The 24,315-nt window shown below is 70.9% G+C and carries 23 protein-coding genes and 1 tRNA gene; 7 read left to right on the top strand and 17 right to left on the bottom strand.

Features of this window, described 5'->3' with window-relative positions; all coding sequences use genetic code 11:
- Positions 1-194 precede the first annotated feature (194 nt).
- A complete protein-coding gene (locus BEK98_RS20440; RefSeq protein ID WP_094218031.1) occupies positions 195-839 on the top strand; it encodes an HNH endonuclease family protein in 645 nt (214 codons plus the stop codon).
- Positions 840-969: 130 nt separating this feature from the next.
- On the opposite strand, the gene BEK98_RS20435 is transcribed toward BEK98_RS20440, so the two are convergent.
- From BEK98_RS20435 to BEK98_RS20410, 6 genes are all read right to left on the bottom strand, one after another.
- On the bottom strand, positions 970-1,572 hold the full coding sequence (locus BEK98_RS20435) for a DedA family protein (RefSeq protein WP_167444213.1): 603 nt from the start codon (positions 1,570-1,572) through the stop codon (positions 970-972).
- A 199-nt stretch (positions 1,573-1,771) separates the two neighbouring features.
- Positions 1,772-2,227 (bottom strand): DoxX family protein, encoded by a 456-nt coding sequence (locus BEK98_RS20430; protein WP_094218029.1) that lies wholly within the window; start codon positions 2,225-2,227, stop codon positions 1,772-1,774.
- 117 nt (positions 2,228-2,344) lie between these two features.
- Complete coding sequence (locus BEK98_RS20425; RefSeq protein ID WP_094218028.1) at positions 2,345-4,267, bottom strand: FAD/NAD(P)-binding protein; 1,923 nt, start codon at positions 4,265-4,267, stop codon at positions 2,345-2,347.
- 145 nt (positions 4,268-4,412) lie between these two features.
- Positions 4,413-4,991: a GNAT family N-acetyltransferase gene (locus BEK98_RS20420; protein ID WP_094218027.1), complete on the bottom strand. Its 579-nt coding sequence runs from the start codon at positions 4,989-4,991 to the stop codon at positions 4,413-4,415.
- 29 nt (positions 4,992-5,020) lie between these two features.
- On the bottom strand, positions 5,021-5,965 hold the full coding sequence (locus BEK98_RS20415; RefSeq protein WP_094218026.1) for a MerR family transcriptional regulator: 945 nt from the start codon (positions 5,963-5,965) through the stop codon (positions 5,021-5,023).
- Between the two features lie 59 nt (positions 5,966-6,024).
- On the bottom strand, positions 6,025-6,258 hold the full coding sequence (locus BEK98_RS20410) for a DUF2277 domain-containing protein (RefSeq protein ID WP_094218025.1): 234 nt from the start codon (positions 6,256-6,258) through the stop codon (positions 6,025-6,027).
- A 93-nt stretch (positions 6,259-6,351) separates the two neighbouring features.
- Here BEK98_RS20410 and BEK98_RS20405 point away from each other — a divergent pair, with 93 nt between their 5' ends.
- Together BEK98_RS20405 and BEK98_RS20400 are read left to right on the top strand one after the other, a co-directional pair.
- Positions 6,352-7,248: a ketopantoate reductase family protein gene (locus BEK98_RS20405; RefSeq protein WP_094218024.1), complete on the top strand. Its 897-nt coding sequence runs from the start codon at positions 6,352-6,354 to the stop codon at positions 7,246-7,248.
- Positions 7,249-7,330: 82 nt separating this feature from the next.
- The gene (locus tag BEK98_RS20400; RefSeq protein ID WP_094218023.1) at positions 7,331-7,684 is read left to right on the top strand and encodes a hypothetical protein; all 354 of its coding nucleotides are present in this window, start codon (positions 7,331-7,333) and stop codon (positions 7,682-7,684) included.
- A 49-nt stretch (positions 7,685-7,733) separates the two neighbouring features.
- Here the strand turns inward: BEK98_RS20400 and BEK98_RS20395 are convergent.
- Positions 7,734-7,808 (bottom strand) — tRNA-Val (locus BEK98_RS20395).
- A gap of 206 nt (positions 7,809-8,014) precedes the next feature.
- On the opposite strand from BEK98_RS20395, the gene BEK98_RS20390 reads away from it, so the two are divergent.
- Entirely contained in the window at positions 8,015-9,391 is a 1,377-nt protein-coding gene (locus BEK98_RS20390; RefSeq protein ID WP_094218022.1) for a hypothetical protein, read from the top strand.
- A 77-nt stretch (positions 9,392-9,468) separates the two neighbouring features.
- Complete coding sequence (locus tag BEK98_RS20385) at positions 9,469-10,017, top strand: DUF4383 domain-containing protein (protein ID WP_094218021.1); 549 nt, start codon at positions 9,469-9,471, stop codon at positions 10,015-10,017.
- Here BEK98_RS20385 and BEK98_RS20380 read toward each other — a convergent pair.
- From BEK98_RS20380 to BEK98_RS20370, 3 genes are all read right to left on the bottom strand, one after another.
- Complete coding sequence (locus BEK98_RS20380) at positions 10,005-11,183, bottom strand: amidase domain-containing protein (RefSeq protein WP_208643165.1); 1,179 nt, start codon at positions 11,181-11,183, stop codon at positions 10,005-10,007. The genes BEK98_RS20385 and BEK98_RS20380 overlap by 13 nt on opposite strands.
- A 108-nt stretch (positions 11,184-11,291) precedes the next feature.
- Entirely contained in the window at positions 11,292-12,572 is a 1,281-nt protein-coding gene (locus BEK98_RS20375; protein ID WP_094218020.1) for a polysaccharide deacetylase family protein, read from the bottom strand.
- A gap of 50 nt (positions 12,573-12,622) precedes the next feature.
- Entirely contained in the window at positions 12,623-14,851 is a 2,229-nt protein-coding gene (locus BEK98_RS20370) for a transglycosylase domain-containing protein (protein ID WP_425276615.1), read from the bottom strand.
- Between the two features lie 237 nt (positions 14,852-15,088).
- Here BEK98_RS20370 and BEK98_RS20365 point away from each other — a divergent pair, with 237 nt between their 5' ends.
- The gene (locus tag BEK98_RS20365; RefSeq protein ID WP_094218258.1) at positions 15,089-15,310 is read left to right on the top strand and encodes an FmdB family zinc ribbon protein; all 222 of its coding nucleotides are present in this window, start codon (positions 15,089-15,091) and stop codon (positions 15,308-15,310) included.
- Positions 15,311-15,315: 5 nt separating this feature from the next.
- Here BEK98_RS20365 and BEK98_RS20360 read toward each other — a convergent pair whose 3' ends face one another.
- The 3 genes from BEK98_RS20360 to BEK98_RS20350 are packed head-to-tail and all read right to left on the bottom strand — an operon-like array spanning position 15,316 to position 19,824.
- Positions 15,316-16,128 (bottom strand): HAD family hydrolase, encoded by an 813-nt coding sequence (locus tag BEK98_RS20360; protein ID WP_094218019.1) that lies wholly within the window; start codon positions 16,126-16,128, stop codon positions 15,316-15,318.
- Entirely contained in the window at positions 16,128-18,635 is a 2,508-nt protein-coding gene (locus BEK98_RS20355; RefSeq protein ID WP_094218018.1) for a phosphoribosyltransferase, read from the bottom strand. Before BEK98_RS20355 ends, BEK98_RS20360 begins: the two co-directional genes overlap by 1 nt.
- A gap of 22 nt (positions 18,636-18,657) precedes the next feature.
- Complete coding sequence (locus BEK98_RS20350) at positions 18,658-19,824, bottom strand: HpcH/HpaI aldolase/citrate lyase family protein (RefSeq protein WP_094218017.1); 1,167 nt, start codon at positions 19,822-19,824, stop codon at positions 18,658-18,660.
- 175 nt (positions 19,825-19,999) lie between these two features.
- Between BEK98_RS20350 and BEK98_RS20345 the strand changes: the two genes are divergently transcribed.
- The gene (locus BEK98_RS20345; RefSeq protein WP_094218016.1) at positions 20,000-20,797 is read left to right on the top strand and encodes a TerD family protein; all 798 of its coding nucleotides are present in this window, start codon (positions 20,000-20,002) and stop codon (positions 20,795-20,797) included.
- 26 nt (positions 20,798-20,823) lie between these two features.
- Here BEK98_RS20345 and BEK98_RS20340 read toward each other — a convergent pair whose 3' ends face one another.
- The 4 genes from BEK98_RS20340 to BEK98_RS20325 form a co-directional block, all read right to left on the bottom strand.
- Positions 20,824-21,558 carry a TerD family protein gene (locus BEK98_RS20340; RefSeq protein ID WP_094218015.1) on the bottom strand — a complete coding sequence of 245 codons (735 nt, stop codon included), beginning with the start codon at positions 21,556-21,558 and terminating at the stop codon, positions 20,824-20,826.
- Between the two features lie 146 nt (positions 21,559-21,704).
- On the bottom strand, positions 21,705-22,850 hold the full coding sequence (locus BEK98_RS20335; RefSeq protein ID WP_094218014.1) for a DUF475 domain-containing protein: 1,146 nt from the start codon (positions 22,848-22,850) through the stop codon (positions 21,705-21,707).
- Positions 22,851-23,013: 163 nt separating this feature from the next.
- Positions 23,014-23,592: a TerD family protein gene (locus tag BEK98_RS20330; RefSeq protein WP_094218013.1), complete on the bottom strand. Its 579-nt coding sequence runs from the start codon at positions 23,590-23,592 to the stop codon at positions 23,014-23,016.
- Between the two features lie 105 nt (positions 23,593-23,697).
- Positions 23,698-24,273, bottom strand: a complete 576-nt coding sequence (locus tag BEK98_RS20325; RefSeq protein WP_094218012.1) for a calcium homeostasis/redox stress adaptation protein — start codon at positions 24,271-24,273, stop codon at positions 23,698-23,700.
- Positions 24,274-24,315 lie beyond the last annotated feature (42 nt).

Genomic DNA, 24,315 nt, shown 5'->3' with positions numbered 1-24,315 from the left:
TATGTCGACGGTCCGGCGAAGAGCTACTCCCCTTCTGCGCATCCCATGGTACGCGACGCGAAAGTTCCGCCCTGGAGCTTGTCGTGTCATGAACACGTCACTAGTTTCTTACCGAGCGCTCACCTTCCGGCAACACGGCACCGCGAGCATTCCCTCGCTCGCGCCCAACACCCCCACCCCACCAGGGAGTTCGCATGCCGAAGTTCTACGCGCGTCGACGGCTGAGCATACTCGCCGTCCTTACCGGACTCATAGCCTCTGCCGCCCTGTTCAACTCCCCGAGCGCCTCCGCCGCCCTCCCGACCCCGGTCAGCGCCGCCACCGCCCGCAGCTACCTCTCCCAGCTGACCGTGGCCACCGAGGACCGCACCGGCTACAGCCGCTCCCTCTTCCCGCACTGGATCACCATCAGCGGCAGCTGCAACACCCGCGAGACGGTCCTCAAGCGGGACGGCTCGAACGTCGTCACCGACTCCTCCTGCGCGGCCACCAGCGGCTCCTGGTACTCCCCGTACGACGGCGCCACCTGGACCGCCGCCTCCGACCTGGACATCGACCACCTCGTCCCGCTCGCCGAGGCCTGGGACTCCGGCGCCAGCCAGTGGACCACCTCCGAGCGCCAGGCCTTCGCCAACGACCTGACCCGCCCGCAGCTCATCGCCGTCACCGACAACGTGAACCAGGCCAAGGGCGACCAGGACCCGGCCACCTGGATGCCCTCGGTCACGTCCTACCGCTGCACCTACGTCCGCGCCTGGGTCCAGGTGAAGTACTACTACGACCTCTCGGTCGACTCCGCGGAGAAGACCGCGCTGACGAACTACCTGGCGAGCTGCTGATCGCCGCCCACCGGGCGCGCTACTGATTCGCCGCCCACCTCGTGAGCCGCTGAGCGCCGCCGCCTCTCCGCCCTCCTCGACCACCGCCCGCGGGCGGACCGTCGTGGAGGGCGGTCCGCTGTCCGGGCGGCTACGCCGGCCGCCGCCTGACCAGGAAGCCCGCCGCGGCCCCCGCCCCGAACAGCGCCGCCACCGACACGCCCGTGGCCAGCCAGGTGGCGCCGAGCCAGCGGGCGCCGTAGTAGCCGAGGGCGACGCTGTAGGCGGCCCAGGACAGGCCGGCCAGGGCGGACCAGGGGACGAAGTCGCGGGCGCGGCGATGGGCGGCGCCGGCGCAGAACGAGACGATGGAGCGGCCGGCGGGGGCGAAGCGGGCCAGGACGACCAGGGCGCCGCCGCCGCGGGACAGGGCCTCGCCGAGACGTTCCTGCGCGGCGGTCAGGCGGCGGGACCGGGCGATCGCGCGGTCCAGGCGCTCACCGCCGCGCCAGGCCAGCCGGTAGGCCACCAGATCGCCGAGGACCGAGGCGGTCGCGGCGGAGAGGATCAGGGCGAGGATGTCCGGCGCCGCTCCGGTCGCCGCCGCGCCCGAACCCGCCGCCGCTGCCGTGGCCGCCGTGATGACGAGCACTCCGCTCGGCAGCACCGGCACGAACACGTCGAGCAGTACCGACAGGGCCACCATGACGTAGATCCATGGGCCGGTGGCCAGTGACCCCACGCTCTCCCACACGACAACTCCCCCGTTGTTCCCCCGATGACAGCCATACAGCGTACGCGGGGGGTGTGACAGGAGGTTCGCGGGGGGCACGTGTGATCGACACAGCGTGTTCACACAGGTACTCGTGCACGGCCTGTTCACGCACCCGCTCATGCGCGACGGCGCCCCTCCCCGCGCAGCAGGAAAGGGCGCCGTTGGCGGGCGGGGGCGGTCAGGCCGCTATCGGGGCCTGCTCCGCGGCCGGCTGCTGGGTCGCCGCCGTACGCCGGGTGAGGAGCCGGTCCAGGCCGAAGGCGCCGGAGCCGGTGAAGACCAGCAGGAGGAACGTCCAGCTGAACAGGGCCGACAGCTCGCCGCCGTTCTGGATGGGCCACAGGGCGGCCTGCTGGTGGACGTCGAAGTACGCGTACGCCATCGAGCCGGAGGCGATCAGCGCGGCGCCGCGGGTGCCGAGGCCGAGCAGGACCAGGCCGCCGGCGACCAGCTGGATCACGGCCGCGTACCAGCCGGGCCAGGTGCCGGACGGGATCGTGCCGCCGTTGGTGCCGGCGGCGCCGCCGAGGACGCCGAAGAGCGAGGCGGCGCCGTGCACGGCGAACAGCAGGCCGATGACGATGCGGAAGAAGCCGATGACGTACGGCTGAGCGGAGTTGAGGCGTGCGGACATGGGGGGTTGCTCCTCTTCGGTGTCGGTGGGCCAGGCCGTCCGGCGTTGCCGGACAAAGCGATGCCGGGCCGGTCGTGGGGGCGGCGGTACCGAATGAGGGACCCAGGTTAGGCGGACCTAATCGATGCTTGCAAGTTCAACATTTGGCCATGGTTCCGCTTCCGCTTGCGGTTCCGCATCGGCCACAGCCGCACGTAGGACGGCTCGCGCCACCGCGTCGGCGTCCGAAAGTGTGACCGAATCCACTCCTGGACGGGCGCCCGCGGCGGTCACCCAGTGCACACCCTCGGTCGGCACACCGAACGCGAACCGCCTTGTGTGGACGTGTTCTTGACGATCTATCAGACGATAGGGCCGCTGTGTTACATCCAGCCCTCCGGTTTCGTAACCGTCCACCGTGTGCGGCCGGCAGCCGCCGCTCGCCAGCAGTCCCGCGAGCAATTCGTCCGCCGTCCGCCGCAGATCGGGTTCCGGAAGACGCGCCTCTATGAGGGTGGTCACACGCACCGCCGTCCCCGGCACGTCCGGCGAGTACGCCACCCACGCCCCCTGCTCGGCCCGCACCTTGAGACCCGGACCCAGCACATCGACCACGCCCGCCTCGACCAGCGCCGCCAGTTCCTCGATCCGGCGCCGGGGCGGGCCGATGGACAGGAACGCGTTGAGCGGGGTGTACCAGCGGTCCAGGTGCGCACGCCGGGAGTCGCCGGCCAGGCCGCCGTGGTCCACCACCAGGCGTATCTCGTTGCGCAGGTCGCGCAGCACGTCCAGCGCGGCCTTCAGCGGACCGCGCACGTTGCCCAGGGCGGCCTGCGCCGCGTCCTCCCGCAGATACGCCAGCAGCCACGCCCGCCACTGCCCGGCATCCGCGAACTCCCGCTCCCCGTACGGCCGGGAGATCCGCTCCCAGCTCCAGCGGTCCTCGGCACCGACGCCGAACTCCGTCAGCAGCGCGGCCTCGCGGGGATCGCCGTGCGGCACGGCGAGGAAGCGGTCGGCGAAGTCGGGCCTGCCGGTGAGCGCGCCGTAGTAGACCGTCTCCACCTCCTTCGCGACCAACGGCCATATCTCCGCGAGGAAGTCGGGCGCCTCACCGGAGTCGGCGCGCTTGCGGAAGCCCGCGATCACCTCGGGGGTGAGCACCAGTGGGAGGTGACGGCCGTACGGGCCCTTGGCGTTGTCACCGCGCGCCTGGTACGGCACCCCGCGCCGCGAACCCGCGTACAGGCGCGGCTCCCGTCCGGAGGGTCGGTAGCGCAGGACGCCGTCGGCACCGCGGACGAAGCGGCCGCCCCGGCCGGTGGTCAACAGGGCCATGTGGTCGAAGAAGTTGAGGCCCAGGCCGCGCAGCAGCACCGGTTCACCGGGCGCGAGCGGGGTGAGGTCGACGTCGGCCGGATTGGCGGGGGGCAGGTGGCGCAGGCCGTGCCGCTCGGCGTATCCCGCCGCGCGCTGCTGCTCCTCGTCCGCGGCCGCCGGCAGGTGTCCCTGGGCCAGCACCACCGCGGCCAGGCCGGACAGCACCCGGCCGTCGTCGAGGGTGAGCACCTGGCCGCCGTCGGGGCCGTCGTCCAGGCGTACGGCACGGGCCCGATGGGTCTCGACGCGCACCGCGCGCGGGGCGGTACGGACGGTCCGCGCGAACACCCACTCCAGATAGCGGCCGTAGTGGGCGCGGGTGGGGTACTCGTCCGGGCCCAGCTCGCCGTCCGCCCACTCGTGCAGGCTGGGGCCCGGGCGGATCGGGCCCGAGCAGTCCACGCTGGCGTCGGTGAACAGCGTCACCTGGCTCGCCACGGTGTTCATCAGCAGCTCGGCCGACTGCGCGGTCCGCCAGACCCGGCCCGGGCCGGGCGGCGCCGGATCGATCACGTGGACTGCCAGCCGGACGCCCGGCGGAAGGAGTTCCGGTGCGGAGGCGCAGAGGCGCTCCAGGACGCTGGTTCCACGGGGTCCGGCCCCGACCAGGGCGACGGAGACCGTGGGGGATTCCTGGATCGGTGCAGACAACGGCGTGACTCCCGGGCGTGTGGGGCGCATGGCAGCAGACCGCCCACAGGAAGCGGACGGTCCGCCTCATCATGCCTGTCCGGAACTCGCCGGGCGGGGAGACCCCTGGGCCCGTCCGGTTCAGGACCCCTTTTCCGGGCCCGAGTTGTCCGTCATTACGGTCATGGGCGCACACTCAGGGCGCGACGGCCTCGCGCGACCGGCCGTACTCCCGCACATGCACATGCCCGTCGAGGGGGTAGGCGGGCGGCGCCGCCGGCAACAGCCGGGTCAACTCGTAGCCGCACTTCCGCGCGACCCGGCACGAGGCCACGTTGTCGGCCTGGTGGAGCAGTTCGAGGCGGGTCAGCCCGTCACCGCCGAAGGCCGCGAAGGCCCAGTCGCTCAACGCGTCCAGCGCGCGCGGTGCCACTCCCCGGCCGCGCGCGGGGGCCGCCGTCCAGTAGCCGACCCCGGCGGAGTCGCCCGGGGCCTCGGCGAACTTCAGGACCGCGTGCCCCAGCACCCGTTCCGGCCCGGGACCGGACTCCACGACGGCGAAGGCGAACCGGCGCCGCTCCTCCCACCCGCGCGCCTGCTCCCCGATCCACCGGGCCGCGCCCGCCTCGTCCTCCACCACCCCGCTGGCCCAGCGGCGCAGGGCGCCGTCGCGGTACGCCTCGACCAGCGCGGCCGCGTCTCCCGGGCGCCACGGCCTGAGCAGGAGAGCGGGGCCCGTGGGGGTGGCGGCCACTTCCAGCCGTGCCGTGGGCATGCGGTCCCTTCGGTCGCTCGACGGCCCTGTCACCGGGCCGTTCCCGTGGTGCTCAGCGCCTCAACTGCCCAGTCAAGCACGGGAGTCAGCGGATCCGGTGCGGGCCAGCCGTTGATCAGGGCGAGGAGTCGGGCGTACCGGTCCCGGCGGGGATCGTTCGCCGTGGCCAGGTGACGCACCAGCCAGGCGCGCAGCTCGGTGTCGTCGGGCCGGCCGACGGCGACCGCGCAGGCCGCGGTGAGCCGTGCGACGACGGGCCGGGCCTGCGGCGACCCCGGATCGACCCCCGAGGACACGGCCGCCGCCACGACATCACGGGTGACGGCGACGGCGTGCGGCCGCGGCGGCACGGCGGCGCCGTCGGGCCGCGCGCTCGCATGCTCCTCGACCAGCCCCCGCATCCGGGCCCGGAAGTCCGGGTCCAGGGACAGTTCCGCCAGCTCCACCCACGCCGTGACCTGCTCCTCCGTGGGCCGCTCCGGCAGCTCGGGGGTCAGCGACCGCTGGGCGGCCGCGGCAGGGCCCGTACGATCCGCCGGGCCGCCGAAGACGGTGCCGAGGAAGTCGTCGATCAGGCGTCGGCGTTCGGCCTCGGACAGGGTGGCGAGCTGATGCATGCGTTCCATCTCCTCGAAGGTGGCCTCGCGCCCGGCCGCCGCGACCAGCACCGCCCGCCGCAGCCGCAGGATGCCGATCTGCGCGTCCAGGGCAGCGGCGTGCTCCGCGGCGACCCGGCCGAGCGGGAGGTCCCGGTCCAGGACACGGCGGATCGTGTCGAGGCCGAGCCCCAGCTCGCGCAGGGTCCGTACGAGGGCGAGACGGGCGACGGCGTCCGGGCCGTAGCGGCGGTAACCGGCGGGCGTGCGGTCGGCCGGCGGCACCAGGCCGCGATCGGAGTAGAGCCGGATCGTCTTGACCGTCAGCCCGGTACGCCGGGCCAGCTCACCGATCGAGTAAAGGGTGCCGTCGTCCATGCCCCCACCTTCGGGTCTCCCCCGGGGGGAGACGCAAGGTCGTCGAAACGCGCGAGCCCCTACCCCGCCGCCCCTCGCACGGACTGCCCCCGCACCTCCAGATCTCCCAGCAGCTCCGCCGTGGCCTCCGCCACGGCCTGTACGGCCCGTTCGAACGCCTCGCGGTTGTGGGCGGCGGGCGCCCGGAACCCCGAGACCTTGCGCACGTACTGCAGCGCGGCGGCGTGGATGTCGTCCTCGGTGGCCTCACCGGGCAGTACGGGCGGACGCAGCGTCTTGATACTCCGGCACATGCCCCCAGTCTCACGCACGGATCGCGCCCCTGCGAAGATCGCGGCGAAGGCGGCCACCGAACCCCGGGGCCGACCGACGAGAGGAACATCCTCATGACGAAGCACACCGTGGCGATCCTGGGCCCGGGCGGTACCGGCGGCCTCCTCGCCGCCCTCCTGTCCCGCTCCGGCCACCGCGTCATCTGCCTGGCCCGGGAAGCCACCGCCGAGACCCTGCGCGGTACCGGCATCCAGGTCCGCAGCCGCCAGTTCGGCGACTTCACGGCCCCCGTCGAGGCGGACACCGAGCTGCGCGAGCCGGTGGACGCCTGCCTGATCGCCGTCAAGCACACCTCTCTGGACGCCGCCCTCACCCGCGTCCCGCCCGCCGCCCTCGGCGACGCCCTCGTCGTACCGCTCCTGAACGGCGTCGAACACCCCGCGGCCCTGCGCACCCGCTACCGCCCCGACCACGTGGCCCCCGCGGTGATCCGCGTGGAGTCGACCCGCCTGGCCCCCGGCATGATCGAACACGGCAGCGGCTTCGTCGAGATGGACCTGACGGGGGACACGACCCCCCGCCCCCGCCTCGAAGCCCTGGCCGCCGTCCTCTCCACCGCGGGCGTGACCACGCGCGTACTGGAGGACGAGACGACGGCCCTCTGGTCGAAGATGTCCTTCCTGGCCCCCTTCGCCCTGCTCACCACCCGCTACGGCCTCCCCCTCGGCGAGATCCGCACCCGCCACCGCGAGGAGCTGGAGGCCCTGGTCACCGAGACCACCGCGGTCAGCCGCGCCTGCGGCGCCCCCACGGACCCGGCCCAGGCCCTGGCCCGGTACGACGCCTTCCCGCCCGCCGCCAAGTCCTCCATGCAACGCGACGCCGAGGCGGGCCGCCCGCTCGAACTCGACGCCATCGGCGGGGCGTTGCTGCGCGCGGCGGACCGGCACGGCGTACCGGTGCCGGTGACGACCCGCCTGGTACGGGAGCTGCGCGCCGCCGGCCACTGAGCCGGCGCGCGGGCACTACCCGTTCGCGTGAACCTCACAACCGAACTCGCCACTCAAAATCGAACAGGCGTAGCATTGCCGCGTGGCTACGACCTATGAATTCCCCAGTGACCTCCTCGCCGGTCAGGAGGAGCTGCATCAGGTCCGGGCCGAGCTGTCGGCCCTGCTCAAGCGGCTGCCCTGGTCGGTCGAGCCGATGGACGGCTTCAGCGACGACAACGGCTGGCGCAAGGTGGAGCGGCCCGCCTCCCCCGGCTGGACGGCGGACGAGCAGGCCGAGGTGGAGAAGCTGCGGCGCCGCGAGCACGAGCTGGCGGTGTTCGTCAGCGGCCACCGGTTCTGGTCCGAGGTCGCGGGGGCGGAGCGGGTCGAGGCCCGCACGAAGCTGAAGCACGCCCACGAAGAGGCCACCGAGGACACCGCGGACAAGGAGTGAAGCGAGAAGCCCCCCGACCGGGACCGGTCGGGGGGCTTCTCGTTTGTGCTGGTGGGCGCGGACGGTTTCGAACCGCCGACATCCTGCTTGTAAGGCAGGCGCTCTACCCCTGAGCTACGCACCCGATCCCCAGGCCATGTGCCCAGGACGAGTCGACAGCGTACCTTGCCGGGGGCAGTGCACGGCAAACCCGTAACGCGGGATCATGGTCCGCCGCCGCCCGGACAGGAAAGTGACGGTGCGCACGGCGAACTGACCGACCCGTGTGTTCGTCTTCAACGGGTGGGAGAATGACACCACCCAGGGCGAACAACAGCACGGGAGAGGGATGTGACGGCGACACCGGGCACGCCAGCGAAGCGGTCGTACCCGCCGGCGGCCGTCCCCTCGGTTCTGCGGGACACCCTCACCCTGATGAGCCTGCCGCTGCTCGCCGCGCTCGCGCTGCCCGCCGCGTTCGCCGGTGGCGGCACCCGGCGCTGGTTCGGCGGGCGCGCGGAGAGCCAGCGGGCCGAGGCCCAGGCCGCGAAGGACGCCGCGGCGGCCGCGTTCTACGAACTCGACACCGCCCAGCGGGACCTCCGGATCTCCATCGAGACCATCTCGGCCGTCGACGACTCCCCCGCCGCCCGGCGCGCGGTGGCCGACTTCGCGGCGCTGGGCGGGCGGATCGACGAGGTCAGTCAGCACTACATCCAGGCCGTGGACGCCCATGACCTGGACCGGGACGACCTGGAGGCCGCGACGGCCGCCCGGGCGCGCGGCGAGCTGAACGCGGCCAAGGACGAACTGCTCCGGGTCAAGCAAGAGCTGGACCGTTTCGGCAGCTCGCTCGGGCCGCTGCTCGGCAAGGCCGAGACCCAGCTGGCCCGGCTCGCCCCCGCCGTGGAGCGCGCCCGGCAGGCGCTGCTGGGCGCGAGCAACGCGCTGGACGCCGTACGGGAGAACGGCCTCAGGGCCGATGACCTGGCCGCGCGGCTCGCCGTGCTGTCGCCCGAGCTGACCAAGCTGAACCAGGGGGCCGGTCAGCACGGGGTCGCGCCGACGCTGGAGCGGGCCGAGCGGGTGCAGCGGGAGGCCGCGGCGATCCGGGCCGAGGCGGAGCGGCTGCCCGAGAAGGCGGCCGAGATCGACCACCGGCTGGTGAGCCTGCGCACCCGGGCGCAGGCGCTGACCACCCGGGCGGGGCAGGTGGACCCGGTGCTGAGCGAGCTGCGGCGCCGTTTCTCGGCCGCGTGCTGGCAGGATCTGCAGCAGGTGCCCGCGCAGGCCCAGGAGAACGTGCGGCAGGCCGAGCTGAAGCTGCGCGAGGCCCAGGCCGCCCGGGACGCCCAGCGCTGGCCGGACGCCACCTCGCTGCTGTCGACGGTACGGGCACTGCTGAACACCACCGACGAGGCCGTGTCGGCCGCCGGTGACCGGCTGACCCGGCTGAACGCCGTGCAGAAGGATCCGCAGCAGGAGATCGAGCGGACCCGGTTCGCGATCCGGGACGCCCAGCGGCTGGCCATGACCGGCCGTACGACCCCGGATCCGCGGCACGCCCGGCCGCTGGACGACGCGGTGGCCCGGCTGGAGCGGGCGATCGGCACGCTGGAGGGCCGGCACCCCGACTACTGGCACTTCCTGACCGAGACGGAGGCCGTGCGGCAGACCGTGGGCCGGGTGGTGGGGCAGATACGGGAGGAGCGCGGGGGCGCCCACTGAGCCGTTTGCCGTCCAGGCGTGGCGGGCGGATATTGGGACGTACGTATGGCCACCGCTGGCACACGAAGGAGGCGGATATGGCCACACATTCAGTGCACCGGGAGACGCGGCATCGGATCCGGATCGATGATCATCTTCCGGTCGACCACCGTCTGAACAGGGTCTACCGGATCGGTGCGGGCCTGATGGGCCTGTTCCTGCTCGCCTTCGGCATCCTCGGCCTGACCAACAACATCGGCTTCTTCGACACCGGCGGGAACACCGCCATGGGTCTGAACACCAACGGCACGCTCAGTGTCCTGTCCGTCTGTGTCGGGCTGCTGCTCTTCGTCGGCATGGTGATCGGCGGGAACTTCGCGTCGACGCTGAACATGACCCTCGGGATCCTGTTCATCCTCAGCGGCTTCCTGAACCTGGGCCTGCTGGACACCTCGCAGAACTTCCTGGCGTTCAAGATCCAGAACGTTCTGTTCAGCTTCGTGGTCGGTGTGCTGCTCATGGTGTTCGGGATGTACGGCAGGGTCGGTTCCACCCTGCCGCACGACAACCCGTACTGGCGGGCCCGCCACCCCGACGCGGTGCAGCCGGAGCAGCGGGCCGTTGAGGGCCGGGATCAGGTGCGGTAGGCGTAGTAAGCCGCGTTGGGGTACGACGCGACGAGGCTCGCCACCGACCGGTTGTACGTGTTGTTGGAGTGGTACGTCACGTACGGCACGCCCTGCGGGCTGCGGTACGTGACGATCATGGAGTGGTCCTTGGACCCGTCCTTGTTGAAGTCCATCTGCAGCACGTCGCCGATGTCCATCTGGTAGACGTTGGCGAGGCTGGTGACGCGCTTGGAGGACAGGGCGAACCAGGAGAACTCGTTGACGCCGACGAACGAGTCCGACTGGATGTCGGCGTTGCCGAACCACTTGTGGAAGTCGTACGTGTAGCCGGGTACGTGCTTCCAGCCGCCCGCCTTCAGGGACTGGCTGACGAAGTTGGTGCAGTCGCCGCCGGCGCCCTCCCCGTTGTAGTCCGGGTAGGCCGGGTTGTAGTTCTTCCAGTACTTGGTCGCGTACGTCACCATCGCCTTGTAGTTGTACGCGCCGGTGGTGATGTTCTTCCGCTTGGCCGGAGCGGGCCAGCTGGTGGCCGCGCGGGGCGCCACGGGCGGGCTGTCGTCGGCGGGGCTGGCCTTCACGGAGGTCGGCTGGGCGACCTGGTTCACGGCGAGGTAGCCGCCGTCCGTGTCGCGGACGCTCGCCAGCTGCCAGTTGCCCTGCTGGTCGGCCTTGAAGGTCAGCTCGTGGTGGGCCTGGAAGCCGGTGGTCTTCGGCTCGGTGCCCGTGGCCTTCGCGTAGGTCAGCGTCGTGGTCTCGGTGACGTCGGCCTTGGCCTGGCGGCCGGTCACCCGCGTCGCGTCCAGCGTGACACGGGTGCTGGCCTTGCTGTACTTCTCGCCCAGCTTCGCGAGACGGGACTGGCGGCCGCGCAGTTCGGTCAGCGCGGAGTTCTCCTCGCGCGACTGCGCGGCGGACAGCTTGACGTCGCCGGAGAAGGCGGCGGCCAGCGGCTTGGCCCGGTGCTGGTCGCCCCGGGCCACCAGGGCGTCCGTGCGGTCGGTGAAGACCGCGTCGGCCAGCCGCTGGAAGGTCGCCTTGGTCGCGGCGTCCACCGTCGGGTCGTCGATGACCGCCGCGCCCGCGCTCCAGTTGGGCACCAGGGCCACTCCGGCGACGACCGAGGCGGCCGCCACCGTGACTATGCCGGCGCGGCGCCCCTTACGGCTCAGTTTTCTGGATTTCAATGATGTTCCCCTCTACACCGGCACATCGGCCGGGCGAGGGCATCTTCGCATGACGTGTGTGCACGTTGTGAAGGGGGTTGCACAAGTGGAACTCGCGGCGCACATACGTCACTTGACCACCGAGGACCAGTCGGGCGCCTGGGCCGGGTCGAGGGCGCGCAGCCGCTGCAGGGTCGCCGGCTTCTGCACGTCGAGCCAGTCGGCCAGTTCCTTGAAGGAGACGCACTTGACGCCCTTCTTGGTGCACACCTTCCTGACGACCTGGTCGATGGCCTTCATGTAGATGCCGCCGTTCCACTCCTCGAAGTGGTTGCCGATGAACAGCGGGGCGCGGCTGCCGTAGTAGACGCGGTCGAAACCGGCCAGGTAGGTGTCGACGGTCTGCTTCTCCCACTGCGGGTAGTCGGCGGGGTTGCCGTGGGTCTCGCCGTCGGACTGGTTGGCGAGGAAGTTGAAGTCCATCGACAGGCCCTGGTACTTGCCGCCCTCGTACGGGAGCAGCTGGAGCGGGAAGTTCCACATGCCGTTCTTCTTCGCGGGCCAGATCTGGAAGTCGCCGGTGGAGCTGGCGTCGTAGCGCCAGCCGTAGCCCTTGGCGGCCTCCAGCAGGTTCTTCTGGCCCTCCAGACAGGGCGCGCGGCCGCCGGTGACCTCTTTCCTGAAGTCGAAGGGCAGGGCCGGAACGTCCTTGAAGCCGGTGTGGGTCTTCCAGCGCTCCACGAGGCCGTAGAACTGGTCGATCTCGCTCTTCCACTCCTCGACGCTCCAGTCGTCGCCGCCCTTCTTGTCGCAGAAGTGGCCGTTGAAGTGGGTGCCGATCTCGTTGCCCTGGTCGTAGGCCTGGCGGAGCTGGTCCAGGGTGGTGCGTATGTGGTCGTCGGTGGCGTAGTCGATCGCGGCCTCGCCGGGGGCGTGCTGCGGGCCGTGGTAGAGGGTCTTCTTGCTCTGGGGCAGCAGGTAGATGCCCGTGAGGAAGAAGGTCATGTGGGCGTCGTACTCCTCGGCCAGCTCCCGGTAGTGCGAGAAGAGGTGGTCGCTGCCCTCCAGTGCGCCGTCCCAGGAGAAGACGACGAACTGGGGCGGCTTCTCACCGGGTTTGAGCGGCTCTGCCTTCAACTGCCCTTTCTGCGGGCCGGTGTAGGAGGTGGAGCCGTCGCCGAGGATCTTCGTCCTGCCGTCCCACTCGGGCTGCTTGGCCTTCGGCGCCGAGGTGGGGGTGTCCTTGGCGGAGGCCGTGGGCGTGGTGCCGTCCTGGCGGTGGAGCACCAGGAAGCCCGCGATCGCCGAGGCGACGGCGAGGAGGGCGGCCAGGGTCCGCATCCCGAGTCCGGCGGGACGGCGGCGTGCTTTGGCCCGGCGGCGACGGCCGGTCGGCGGCTTCTTGTTCATGGGGGGGCTCATTCTGCGAGGGGTGGGGGGTCGGCGCGGGGCCTCGGGGGTCAGCCGAGGCCCGTGGCTCGCGCCCAGACGCCGTACGGGACGCTGTCGGCGGTGGTGCCGGCGACGCCGTCGAGCGACAGGGGTTCCAGGGACTTGGTCAGGTCGATGCGGTAGACGACGACGGCGGTGGACACGGACGCGGAGGTGCCGACGTACCAGGCGGCGCTGTCGTCCTCGGCGGTGCCGGCCTTGCCCGACACCTTGGCCGCAGCCGGCGCGTCGGCCGGGTGGGCGGTACGGAAGGACTCCGTCAGCGCTCGCTCGACGTGTTCGGCGACGTCCGCGCCGACCGCCCGTTGCGGGCGCGGGGTGGCCATGGGCACCGGGGAGCCGTTGCGGGTGATGCGGCGCACCGAGTACGGCTCGGTGTGCGTGCCGGCGGCGGCGAAGGTGGCGTACCCGCTCGCCATCCGGATCGCGCTGGGTGTGGAGTTGCCCAGGGACAGGGAGGGCACCTGCGGGCCCATGCTGGAGGAGAGCAGGCCCGCCGCCACCGCGGTCCGGCTCACGTTGTCCAGGCCCGTGTCCATGCCGAGCTGCACGAACGGTGTGTTCACCGAGCGGGCGAGGGCCTTGTCCAGGGTGATCCGCCCGTAGGACTTCCCGCCGTCGTTGTGGGCGGCGACCACTTTGCCGTTGCGGTCCCAGTAGGGGCCCTCGGGCGTGGTGACGGCGACGGCGTCGTCGCCGTCGTAGACGGTCTCGGGTGTGACGGGCGTCGCGGGTCCGCCGCGGGTCTTCTTGACCCCGTGCTCCAGACCGGCGGCGTAGACGAACGGCAGGAACGCCGAACCGGCCTGCACGGTGGTCGCGTTGGACTCGTTGTAGCCCTGCTTACGGTGGTCGGGGCCGCCGTAGACGGCGAGGATCCGGCCGTCGGTGGTGACCGAGGCGGCGCCGTAGTGGGCGGTCTTCGCCTGCTCGGGGTGGTCCTTCCGCGCCTGCTCGCGGGCCTTGGCCACGGCCTCGGTCAGCGCGGTTTCTCGCTTGCGGTCGAAGGTCGTGTAGATCTGGTAGCCGCCGAGGTCGAAGTCCCGGTCGGAGATGTGGGCGGCCTTCTTGGCGTACTGCTGGGCCAGTTCGACCAGGTAGTCGCTCTGCTTGCCGGTGTCGTAGGTGCGGCCGGACTTGAGCGGCTCGGGGAAGGTCTTGTACGTGGCCCGCTGGGCCGGCGACAGTTTGCCGATGTCGACCATCCGGTCCAGGATCCAGGACCAGCGCTCGACGGCCCGCTTGTGGTTGGCCTTGCTGAGGGTGGGGTCGTAGAGCGCGGCGCCCTTCAGCAGGGAGGCGAGCACGGCCGCCTGACTGGCGTCGAGCCGGCTGACGTCCTTGCCGTAGTAGGCCTGGGAGGCGCGCTGGATGCCGTACGTGCCGCGGCCGAACCAGCTGGTGTTGAGGTAGCCCTCCAGGATCTCGTCCTTGCTCATCTTGCTGTCGAGCTTGAGGGAGATCATCGCCTCGGTGAACTTGCGGCTGACGGTCTGGTTCTGGGTCAGATAGACGTTCTTGACGTACTGCTGGGTGATGGTGGAGCCGCCCTCGGTGTCCCCCTCTCCGACGGTCCGCCACAGGGCGCGGGTGATGCCCTCGACCGAGATGCCGGGGTCGGAGTAGAAGTCCGCGTTCTCCGCCGCGAGCACCGCCCAACGGACCTGCTCCGGTATGTCCTTGAGCGGCATGTCCTGGCGGCGCACCCAGCCGGTGCGGGCCATCGGCGTCCCGTCGGACCAGAAGTAGACGTTGTCCTGCTGGGTGGCGAAGGAGTTGAGGTTCTTCGGAACGTCCGTCAACTCGTAGGCCACGAACAGGGACAGGCTGAGCACGACGAAGCCCGACAGCACGCCGCCCACCCACTGGCGCCAGGAGGGTATCCAGCGGCGCCAGCCGCTGCGGCCGGGGCGCGGGTACCGCGGTCTGAGGCGACGGGCGTACGGGGCGAGCGGCGCGAGCCGGGGGCCCGCGGCGGCACGCAGTCGGGCGAGGGCGGAGCCGGCGGCGGCGGTGAGGCGGGCGCGCACCGATCGGCGGGCGCTGCGCCGCCGTTGTGCGCGGCCACCGGTGGCGGAAGGTTCCGGCGGCGGCGGGGGGACACGCAGTTGCATGGTGACGTCGGCGCGGAGGGCGTCGACCTTCAGATGCAGGGTGGCGTCCGCCTCCTGTGGCTGCCGCTCCCCGGGCCGGTCGTTTCCCCCGCGGCCATCCGATCGCTGCCATGACTCGGCCAAGGCTGCGTCTCCCCTCGCACTGGTCCTTGCGCGCGTGGTTCAGACACAGCAGATGGACACGGCCGCGTGGTCATCGCGGCGCGGTGAACCCGCTCTTTCCCCCGGTCTTACGGCCCTCGCGGCTCAGCTAAGTTATCAGCGATCTTTTCAAAATCTCCGCACAAGTTTCGGGCAGAAGCGAACACTCATAAAACTTTGAAGTGTTGTGACAAGCGCCACTCCGGTTAGCCTGTGCGCATGCCTCGCTACGAGTACCGCTGCCGTACCTGCGGTGACACCTTCGAACTGAGCCGTCCGATGGCGGAGTCCGCCGCCCCTGCCGCGTGCCCTGCGGGGCACGACGACACGGTCAAGCTGCTGTCGACGGTGGCGGTGGGCGGCACGTCCGCCGCGCCCGCCCCGGCGCCCCGGGCGGGCGGGGGCGGGGGCGGTTGCTGTGGTGGGGGCTGTTGCGGGTAGCTCCGCTAGACGGGCTGCCGTACCGCCCTCAGGAACTCCCGTGCGATGCGTTCCCCGGCCAGCACCCCGCGCTCGGGAAGCGCGCTGATCGCCGGTGCGCTCCAGCCGCTGTCGGCCAGCTCGCCGTGCCCCGGGCGCCAGCCCTGGTCGGCGGCCAGCAGCAGGTCGGCGTCGAGCAGGGAGTCCCCGGCCGCCAGGGTGAGGTGGGCGCCCGTGCGGCGGGCGACCTCGCGTACGGCCGCGCTCTTGGTCAGGGGCTTGGGGACGGCGTAGATCTTGCGGCCCTGGAGCGAGACGGTCCAGCCCCGGTTCTCCGCCCACGCCGCCAGCTCCTTCACCCACTCCTCGGGCAGCAGCTCGCGTTCGACGACGAGATAGGCGAACAGGTCCTCGGCGACCCGGTGCTTGCGCAGCCAGGCGGGGTCGGCGGAGGCCATCAGATGCTCGCGGATCTCGTCCAGCGGCGCGCACTCGTCGGCGAGCCGGGCCAGCACCTGGGCGTGCCAGTCCTGGTCCGTGACGCCGTCGACCAGCAGATGGCCGCCGTTGGCGCAGATGGCGTACGCCGGCTGGGGGCCGGGCAGGTTGATGCGCTGGTACTGCTTGCGGGTGCGGGTCGTGGTCGGCACGAAGACGGCCGAGTCGCCGAGGTCGGTCAGCAGCTGGGCCGCCGTCTCGGTCATGTAGGACAGCGGCCTGCTCTCGTGCACCTCGACGCAGAGCAGCCGGGGCGCCCGCGCGTCCGGCATGGTCAGCGCGAGGGCGGCCGAGGAGTAGATCAGCGTGCGGTCGAGGTCGCTCGCCACCAGCACCGGCATCAGACGTTCACCGCCCGGCCGTCGGCACCCGTGGCGCCCCGGGTGTACTGAGGGTGGATCAGTCCGACACAGGTGTACGGCAGTTCGCCGACCTCCTCCACCGGGACTCCTCTCTGCTCGGCGAGCAGCCGCACATGGTCGAGGTCGGCACCCGCGCCCGCCTTGGCGAGGATCTTCCACGGTACCCGGCGCAGCAGCACCCGGGTGGTCTCGCCGACGCCGGGCTTGACCAGGTTCACGTCGTGGATGCCGTACTCCTCGCTGATCCGCTCGACGGCCCGCCAGCCCTCCCAGGTCGGGGTGCGGTCCTCGGCCATCAGCTCCTTGGCCGCCGCGTCGACGGTGTCCGCGACCTCGGCGAAGCGGGCGGAGACGGCGTCGAGGAAGGCCACCGAGACGTCGGCACCGGCGAGTTCGCGGTAGAACTTCGCGCCGTGGAAGTCGTTCGGGCCGACCAGGTCCGCGCGCAGGACCGTACGTGAAATCAGCCCGGACACGGTCGAGTTGAGGCAGGCGGAGGGGATGAGGAAGTCCTCGCGGGTGCCGTACGTCCGCACACAGGAGCCCGGGTCGGCCAGCACCGCGATCTCCGGGTCGAAGCCGGTGATCCCCTCGGCGGCCTCGAACTCCTCGATGGCCTGGGTGAGTTCGCGGGTGATCGCGCCCTTGCCGGTCCAGCCGTCGACGAAGACGACGTCCCGGGGGTCGTGGTGGGCGGCCAGCCAGCGCAGGGCGTTGGCGTCGATCCCGCGGCCGCGGACGATCGAGACGGCGTAGTGCGGAAGGTCGAGGCCGTGCCGGAACCGGGCCCAGCGGCGCATCAGCACGCCGACCGGGGTGCCGGCGCGGGCCAGGGAGACCAGCACCGGGCGGGGCGACCGCTCGGTGATGACGGTCTCGGTCACGACACCGACCGCCTGGGCTATCCGGGCGGCGGAGACGTCCAGGGCGGAGTGGAACAGCTCCTGGTACTGCTCACTGGGCTGGTACTCGACCGGCAGCGACTCGGCGTAGTGGGCGCCGCCGCTCTGGATGGCCTCCTCGCGCTCCTCGGTCGGCGCCTCCAGGGTCACGTCCGAGAGATCCTGCAGCAGCCAGCCGACCTCCTCCGGGGCGTACGAGGAGAAGGCGGGGCCGCGGAGGGGCTCGGGCAGCATGGCCGGCCTTTCGGGGGAGGCGAGGGGCTCGGGGGTGTACGAGGGGACGACCGCGAGCAGAACGTGCGGAGTGTGGGCGGCGAGACGGGCCGGCAGGCCGTCGGGGGCGTGCAGTGCCGGGGTGTCGGCGACCGAGTCGACCACGGCGACGACGGCGTCGAAGCCGCCACCGGCGACGTTGTAGGCGTACCGCTCGCCGGAGCCGTCCGCCGGGTCGTCATGGGCGGGGAAGACCAGGCGGCTGCGTATCGCGTACCCGGGGTCGTCGACCGCGAGGACGGGCGAACGGGTGGTGGTGGAGAACCGCACCTCGGCGGTGACCACCTGCTCCAGCTCACGGGCGATCCGCAGCGGGGCGTACATCAGCTCCTCGAACCCGAGCACCAGCACGCGCCGAGCGTCCGCGGGCAACGCCTCGGCGACCCGAGCGGCCATGGCGGGCAGCGCGGCCTCCAGCCGGGCCCGGTGAGCCGGGGTGAAGCCATGCCGACCGCCGTCGGGGAGGCCGGGGGGCCAGTGGAGGTCGACGCGGGTGATGTCTCCGCTGCGCTGGTGCGCCCCTTCAGGGGCGCGGGGAACTGCGCGGCCAGCCACATCGGACCCGCACCCGGCCGGCGACGCGCCATCGGCAGACGCGTACCGAGCAACCAGCTCCTGCCCCTTCTCCAAGACACCTTCCGGCAGCCGCACAGTCCCGGACGCCGTGGCAATCACATCCACCCGCGCCCCGATCTCACCCGCGAACCGCCGAAGCCGCTCCGTGTCCTCGGCCGAACGCATGTCCACCAGCGCGACCACCACATACCGCCGCCGCGGATAGCGTCCATGCAGGTCACGGATGGTGTTGAGCACAGTGTTACCGGTCGAGAACTCGTCGTCGACCAACACCAGCGCCCCATCTCCGGCCAGGAGCCCCGCATCCTCGGGAAGCAGCAGATGGGACGTGGCGTGGGAGTGGGACTCCTCGAAGCCGCCCGCCCGGGCGACCCCGGCCACCGGGCGGCGCGTGGAGTGCAGGTACGGGGCGAGGCCCAGCCCGTCGGCGACCGAGTGGCCGAGGCCGGTGGCGGTCTCCGCGTAGCCGAGGACGACCGCCGACGCGGCCTCCGTCTCGCCGAGCAGCTCGCGGACCCGGCGGCCGAGGCGGAACCCGTGGCCGTAGACCACGGACGGCGACTGCGGTACGTGCTTGCCGAGCACGTGGGAGACCAGCAGGTGGGCCCGCTTGGGGTTGCGGCGCAGCGCCAGCCCGAGCAGGGCCTGGAGCCCGTCGTCGCCCTCCAGTCCGACCCCGAGCCGCTCGGCGACCCAGGTGCCGGACCAGACCCCGTCGTTCACTGCGTTCTTCATGCGTTCCTTGGGTTGATGCGGGTCAGCCGGGTATCCCGGCGGCGAGCAGCTCCACGAAGCCGACGTCCTCGCCCGCGACGCCGAAGACCTCGGCGCGCAGCAGGGTCCGCTCGGCCCAGGCGCGGTGCGGTTTCACTTCATTCATCTTGTTCGTGTAGGCCGACCGGAGTACACCCCCGCCGCCGCGTTCCGGCCGCAGAATGTCCTGGGCGTCACTGAACTCCTCATGGCTGACCACGGACAGTGCGTGCACGGGCAGGACGTGGGAGGGGTGGATACAGGTCTTGCCGAGCAGGCCGTTGGCCTGGTCGAGGGAGATCTCCCGCAGCAGGCCGTCCATGGCGTGCTCGATGAGCTTCTCGCGCAGCTCGACGGCCTGTACCTCCAGGAAGGGGCTCTGCCGCAGCTGCGGCTTGAACATGCGCTCGGGGACCCGGAAGTACTCCCAGACGGGCCCGGTCACGGTGAACCCGGTGCCGTCGGCACGGCCCAGCATGTTGACCACGTCGGCGATCACGGAGCCGACGACCTGGACGTCGTAGGCGGTCATGTCGGGGGCCCGGCGCAGGCCGTAGGAGGAGCAGAAGTCGGTGACGCCGAGGCGCAGGGCCAGCACGCGGTCGCGGAACTTGTCGACCGCGCGGGCGATGCCCTCCAGGGTGTCCACGCGGGACTCGCGGTACAGCAGCTCGGGCGACTCCAGGACGGGCATGGCGAACAGCCGGCGCCCGCTCTCGGCCTCGGCGGCGGTGAGGGCCTCCAGGAACGGGATGCCGCGCTCCTCGGTGAACTTCGGCATGACGAACCCGGACAGCAGCCGCGCGGAGTCGCCCAGGCGCCGTACGAGGTCGGGGATCTGCTCGGGGACGCGCACCCGGATGAAGAGCAGGGGCGGTTCCACCCCCGCGCGGGAGTCGAGGTCGGCGAACTGCCGGACGAGGTTCTCCTCGCCGGCCACGACGTCCGCGTCGTCGATCGAGTCCTCCAGGCACAGCACCATCGAGACCACGCCATTGCCGGCCTGCTTGACGATGTCGTCGGCGAGCCGCGGCCGGGTTGCCGGGCTGTACAGCGTGGCGCCCAGGGCCGCGGAGAGCAGCCGGGCCGAGGAGTCGACGGTGAACTCGCACGGCTCCTGGTGGAAGAGGCGCTGCCGCACCTCGGGGGCGATGTGCCCGAAATGACGCATAGCACTCCTCAGTGCGCAAGCCGAGCTTGTGGATTCGGTAAAGGGTGGCCGGTAATAGTACGTAGGGATCCATGTCGAAGGTTCCCCTCGGGCATGAATTTCCGGTAACTCGCCCGTGTCGGCGACAACACCCCCCGCATTGTCGTGGCCAGGACCGAGAAGGCAGGATGACGGCATGACGCACGCGATGCTGAAGGGGTCCAACGTCCCGCTCGAAGCCACCACGGTGCGCGCCGTGTTGCGCTGGACACCCGGGCAGGGGGTCCCGGACGTGGACGCCTCTGCGCTGCTGCTGGGCACCGACGGCCGTGTGCGCTCCGACGAGGACTTCGTCTTCTACAACCAGCCCCGGCATCCCTCGGGCAAGGTCTGGCGGCTGGGCAAGAAGCGGATCACCGAGGGCCTGACGGACACGATCCAGTCAGACCTCTCCGGGGTCGAGCCCGGCGTCGGCCGCATCCTGGTGGTCGCCTCCGCGGACGGGGTGTCCTTCGACCGCGTCCCGGCCCTGTGCATCCTGCTGTACGACGCCGCCGTCACCGACGGTGAGCCGCTGGCCCACTTCGAGATCAAGCCGGAGACGGGCGCGGAGACCGCCATGCTCTGCGGCGAGCTGTACCGGCGCGGGGAGGGCTGGAAGTTCCGCGCGCTGGGCGAGGGCTACTCGAACGGCCTGAAGGGTCTGGCCACGGACTTCGGCATCTCGGTCGACGAGTCGGAGCCGGAGGAGGAACCGCGCCACCCCCTGCCCGAGACCACGTCCCAGCCCCTGCCCCCCGAGCAGCCGACGTCGGTCCCCGCCCAGCCGGCCTACGGATACCCGCAGCCCACGTCACCCCAGCAGCCGGCGTACGGCTATCCCCAGCCGGCCGGCCAGCCCGCCTACGGCTATCCCCAGCCCCAGCCGGCCCTGACGGCTCCGGACCCGAACTTCCAGCTGCCGCCCCAAGGGCCACAGTTCATCGGGCGCTGAGGGCAGCCCACCCAGGGGCGCGGGGACTACTTCTCCACCTTCGTCTTGTATCCCCGCCCCCAGGTCAGCCCCCACCCGTACAACCGGTCCAGCTCGCCCTGGAACCCGTACACGAACTTCACCTCGCGTCGGACGACCAGCTCCCCCTTCACGTTCTCGATCATCACGACCGCACATGACCGAGCCTGGGGATGCCGCTCGTCCAGTCCTATCTCGATTCGAGGGCCGTTGCTCGGGTAAAGAGTGACGATCGCGTGCGTTCGGTCGAACGCCGGCGTCTGGTCGTAGATGTACACGAAGACCAGCAGCCTCTTGATCGCGTCCCGGTGGTCCAGGTTGACGTACATCGTCTCGCCGGACGCCGACCCGAAGCGGTCGTCCCCGCTGAGCTTGATGTACGGCGGTGCGTTGACATCGCCGAGGTAGCCGCCGAGCGGCTGGACGACCCCCTTGGTGCCGTCGGTCAGCTCGTACAGACAGCCCAGGTCGAGGTCGACGTTGACCATGCTCTGCCCGTGCCCGAGCACCTCCGGCGGCTTGAGCGCCTTGAAGGGGTGCCGGAAGAGACTGGTGCGCTGGTTGCTGTCGAAGTCGGAGGTCCGCATCCGCCAGGTCAGGTTGATGCGCAGATGCCCGGTGGCCGCGTCCTGCTTGGTCAGTGACACCTGGTGGTGCCGCCTGGTCAGCTCGATCGCGTTGCTCGCGGCGCTGCCCGAGTCGAACTCGGCCCGGCCGCCCCGCAGCCCGTCGAAGAACCCCATTCCCGCCCCCACGTACTCGTCCCAACGCCGTCGGGGCGGCCGACCACGTCGGCCGCCCCGAACAGAGCGTTCCTCACCGGACGGGATGCCACACCCCGTCACGTCCCTGATCTTGCCCGTAGGGGGCGCTCAGGGCCTGCCGGACGTCAGACGCCGGACGGGATCTCGGCCTTCTCGTCCGAGCCCGCTTCCCCCTCCGCGGCCGCGAGGGCGCGGTTGCGGCGGACGGAGGACCAGAAGGACCAGGCGATCAGGACGACGCCGACGAGACCGGTGATGACCTCGTTGATCTCGTACTGGATGGTGACCATGAGGAGCACGGCCAGGGCGCCGATCGCGTAGTGGGCGCCGTGCTCCAGGTAGACGTAGTCGTCGAGGGTGCCCTGGCGGACCAGGTAGACCGTCAGCGAACGGACGTACATCGCGCCGATGCCGAGGCCCAGCGCCATCAGGACGATGTCGTTGGTGATGGCGAAGGCGCCGATCACACCGTCGAAGGAGAAGGAGGCGTCCAGGACCTCGAGGTAGAGGAACATGAAGAACGCGGCCTGGCCGGCCAGGACCACCGGCGAACGCTTCTTCCCGCTGCGCGCGGCCTCTTCCTCCTCCTCGTGCTCGCGCTCCTCCTCTTCCTCCAGCTTGTCCTCGAAGTAGCCGGAGAGACCACCGACGATCATGTACGTGATCAAGCCGGCGATGCCGGCGATCAGGACCGTCTGCGCCTTGTCGACATGGGCGCCGCCGTGCTGGTGGGCGTGGGTGGCGAAGGTGAAGGAGGTGATGAGCAGGACGATCAGGGAGATGCAGACCGACAGCATGTCGACCTTGCCGAGCTTGGCCAGGGGCCGCTCGATCCAGCGCAGCCACTGGATGTCCCGGTCCTCGAAGATGAAGTCGAGGAAGATCATCAGCAGGAACATGCCACCGAAGGCGGCGATCGCCGGGTGGGCGTCGGTGACCAGCTCCTGGTAGTGGTCCTTGTTGTTGAGGGCGAGGTCGACGGCCTCGATCGGGCCCATCTTGGCGCTGATCGCGACGATGACGACGGGGAAGACCAGCCGCATACCGAAGACCGCGATGAGGACGCCGACCGTGAGGAAGATCTTCTGCCAGAAGGCGTTCATCTTCTTCAGGATTCCGGCGTTGACCACCGCGTTGTCGAACGACAGCGAGATCTCGAGGACGGAGAGGATCGCCACGATGCCGAAGGCCTCCCACCCCCCGTAGAAGACCGCAGCGACCAGACCGATCGCGGTGACCGCGAACGACCAGCCGAAGGTTTTCAGAAGCACTGGCTACCCCATCGTGTTGGTACGGGTCTCCCCCGCGCCGTACTCAGCTTTGCTAAACGTTGACCACGAGTCTAGAGGGGCGCCCTGTCCGCGATCCCCGCCAGGGCGACGTACACGGAAAAGCCACAGGTCCCGAGGGGTGTGTCCGAAGGCCTGTGCGGTCCTACGAGACGTTGACCCCGAAATCCAGGGCGATGCCCCGCAGCCCGGACGCGTACCCCTGGCCCACCGCGCGGAACTTCCATTCGCCCTGGTAGCGGTACAGCTCGCCGAAGATCATGGCGGTCTCGGTGGAGGCGTCCTCGCTGAGGTCGTAGCGGGCCAGCTCCTGGCCGTCGGCCTGGTTGACCACGCGAATGAAGGCGTTGGAGACCTGGCCGAAGGTCTGGCCACGCTCGTCGGCCATGTGGATCGAGACGGGGAAGATGACCTTCTCGCACTGGAGCGAGACCTTGGTCAGGTCCACCAGGATCGATTCGTCGTCGCCCTCGCCCTCACCGGTGAGGTTGTCACCGGTGTGCTCGACCGAGCCGTCGGGGCTCGTGAGCTGGTTGTAGAACACGAACCACTCGTCGCCCAGCACCCGGTTCCCGGCACCGCACAGCAGGGCGCTGGCGTCCAGGTCGAAGGGGGCGCCGGTGGTGGAGCGCGCGTCCCAGCCGAGCCCGATCAGGACGTTGGTGAGGTTCGGTGCGGCCTTGGAGAGGGAGACATTGCCTCCCTTGGCGAGCGTGACGCCCATGATGCTGGTCCTCCCCTAGTGGTGCTTCCCTGTTGTCCTGCGCGTCCGGCGCCGACCGTAAACGGTGCGGCGCCGGACGGTAGGGGTGTCGGAACCCTGCCGGGATCAGACGTTGACGCCGAAGTCCTGGGCGATGCCGCGCAGGCCGGAGGCATAGCCCTGACCGATGGCGCGGAACTTCCACTCCGCGCCGTGCCGGTACAGCTCGCCGAAGACCATGGCGGTCTCGGTGGACGCGTCCTCGCTCAGGTCGTACCGGGCGATCTCCGCCTGGTTGGCCTGGTTGACGACGCGGATGAACGCGTTGCGGACCTGGCCGAAGGACTGCTGGCGGTTCTCGGCGTCGTAGATCGACACCGGGAAGACGATCTTCTCGACGTCGGCCGGGACGCCGGCCAGGTTGACCTTGATCTGTTCGTCGTCGCCCTCGCCCTCACCGGTGATGTTGTCACCGGTGTGCTCGACCGAGCCGTCGGGGCTCTTGAGGTTGTTGAAGAAGACGAACTGCTGGTCGCTCGCGACCTTGCCGGAGGTGTTCAGCAGCAGCGCGCTGGCGTCGAGGTCGAAGTCCGTGCCGGTCGTGGTGCGCACGTCCCACCCCAGACCGACGATGACGGCGGTCAGGCCGGGGGCCTCCTTCGTCAGCGATACGTTGCCGCCCTTGCTGAGGCTGACTCCCACGAGTCCTCCATGTGGTGTCCAGGGGCGGGGAGCCCCGTCGTG

Origin of the sequence: Streptomyces diastatochromogenes (genome assembly GCF_002242805.1) — a bacterium.
GTDB lineage: Bacteria > Actinomycetota > Actinomycetes > Streptomycetales > Streptomycetaceae > Streptomyces > Streptomyces diastatochromogenes.
The sequence above is the reverse complement of the archived record's forward strand: the minus strand, read 5'-3'. Positions and strand labels throughout refer to the sequence as shown.

Excerpts from the sequence above, each read along its gene's own strand:
- BEK98_RS20440 (WP_094218031.1), top strand. The coding sequence starts at position 195 with ATGCCGAAGTTCTACGCGCGTCGACGGCTGAGCATACTCGCCGTCCTT.
- BEK98_RS20430 (WP_094218029.1), bottom strand. The coding sequence starts at position 2,227 with ATGTCCGCACGCCTCAACTCCGCTCAGCCGTACGTCATCGGCTTCTTC.
- BEK98_RS20425 (WP_094218028.1), bottom strand. The coding sequence starts at position 4,267 with ATGCGCCCCACACGCCCGGGAGTCACGCCGTTGTCTGCACCGATCCAG.
- BEK98_RS20420 (WP_094218027.1), bottom strand. The coding sequence starts at position 4,991 with ATGCCCACGGCACGGCTGGAAGTGGCCGCCACCCCCACGGGCCCCGCT.
- BEK98_RS20415 (WP_094218026.1), bottom strand. The coding sequence starts at position 5,965 with ATGGACGACGGCACCCTTTACTCGATCGGTGAGCTGGCCCGGCGTACC.
- BEK98_RS20410 (WP_094218025.1), bottom strand. The coding sequence starts at position 6,258 with ATGTGCCGGAGTATCAAGACGCTGCGTCCGCCCGTACTGCCCGGTGAG.
- BEK98_RS20405 (WP_094218024.1), top strand. The coding sequence starts at position 6,352 with ATGACGAAGCACACCGTGGCGATCCTGGGCCCGGGCGGTACCGGCGGC.
- BEK98_RS20385 (WP_094218021.1), top strand. The coding sequence starts at position 9,469 with ATGGCCACACATTCAGTGCACCGGGAGACGCGGCATCGGATCCGGATC.
- BEK98_RS20375 (WP_094218020.1), bottom strand. The coding sequence starts at position 12,572 with ATGAACAAGAAGCCGCCGACCGGCCGTCGCCGCCGGGCCAAAGCACGC.
- BEK98_RS20365 (WP_094218258.1), top strand. The coding sequence starts at position 15,089 with ATGCCTCGCTACGAGTACCGCTGCCGTACCTGCGGTGACACCTTCGAA.
- BEK98_RS20360 (WP_094218019.1), bottom strand. The coding sequence starts at position 16,128 with ATGCCGGTGCTGGTGGCGAGCGACCTCGACCGCACGCTGATCTACTCC.
- BEK98_RS20355 (WP_094218018.1), bottom strand. The coding sequence starts at position 18,635 with ATGAAGAACGCAGTGAACGACGGGGTCTGGTCCGGCACCTGGGTCGCC.
- BEK98_RS20350 (WP_094218017.1), bottom strand. The coding sequence starts at position 19,824 with ATGCGTCATTTCGGGCACATCGCCCCCGAGGTGCGGCAGCGCCTCTTC.
- BEK98_RS20345 (WP_094218016.1), top strand. The coding sequence starts at position 20,000 with ATGACGCACGCGATGCTGAAGGGGTCCAACGTCCCGCTCGAAGCCACC.
- BEK98_RS20340 (WP_094218015.1), bottom strand. The coding sequence starts at position 21,558 with ATGGGGTTCTTCGACGGGCTGCGGGGCGGCCGGGCCGAGTTCGACTCG.
- BEK98_RS20330 (WP_094218013.1), bottom strand. The coding sequence starts at position 23,592 with ATGGGCGTCACGCTCGCCAAGGGAGGCAATGTCTCCCTCTCCAAGGCC.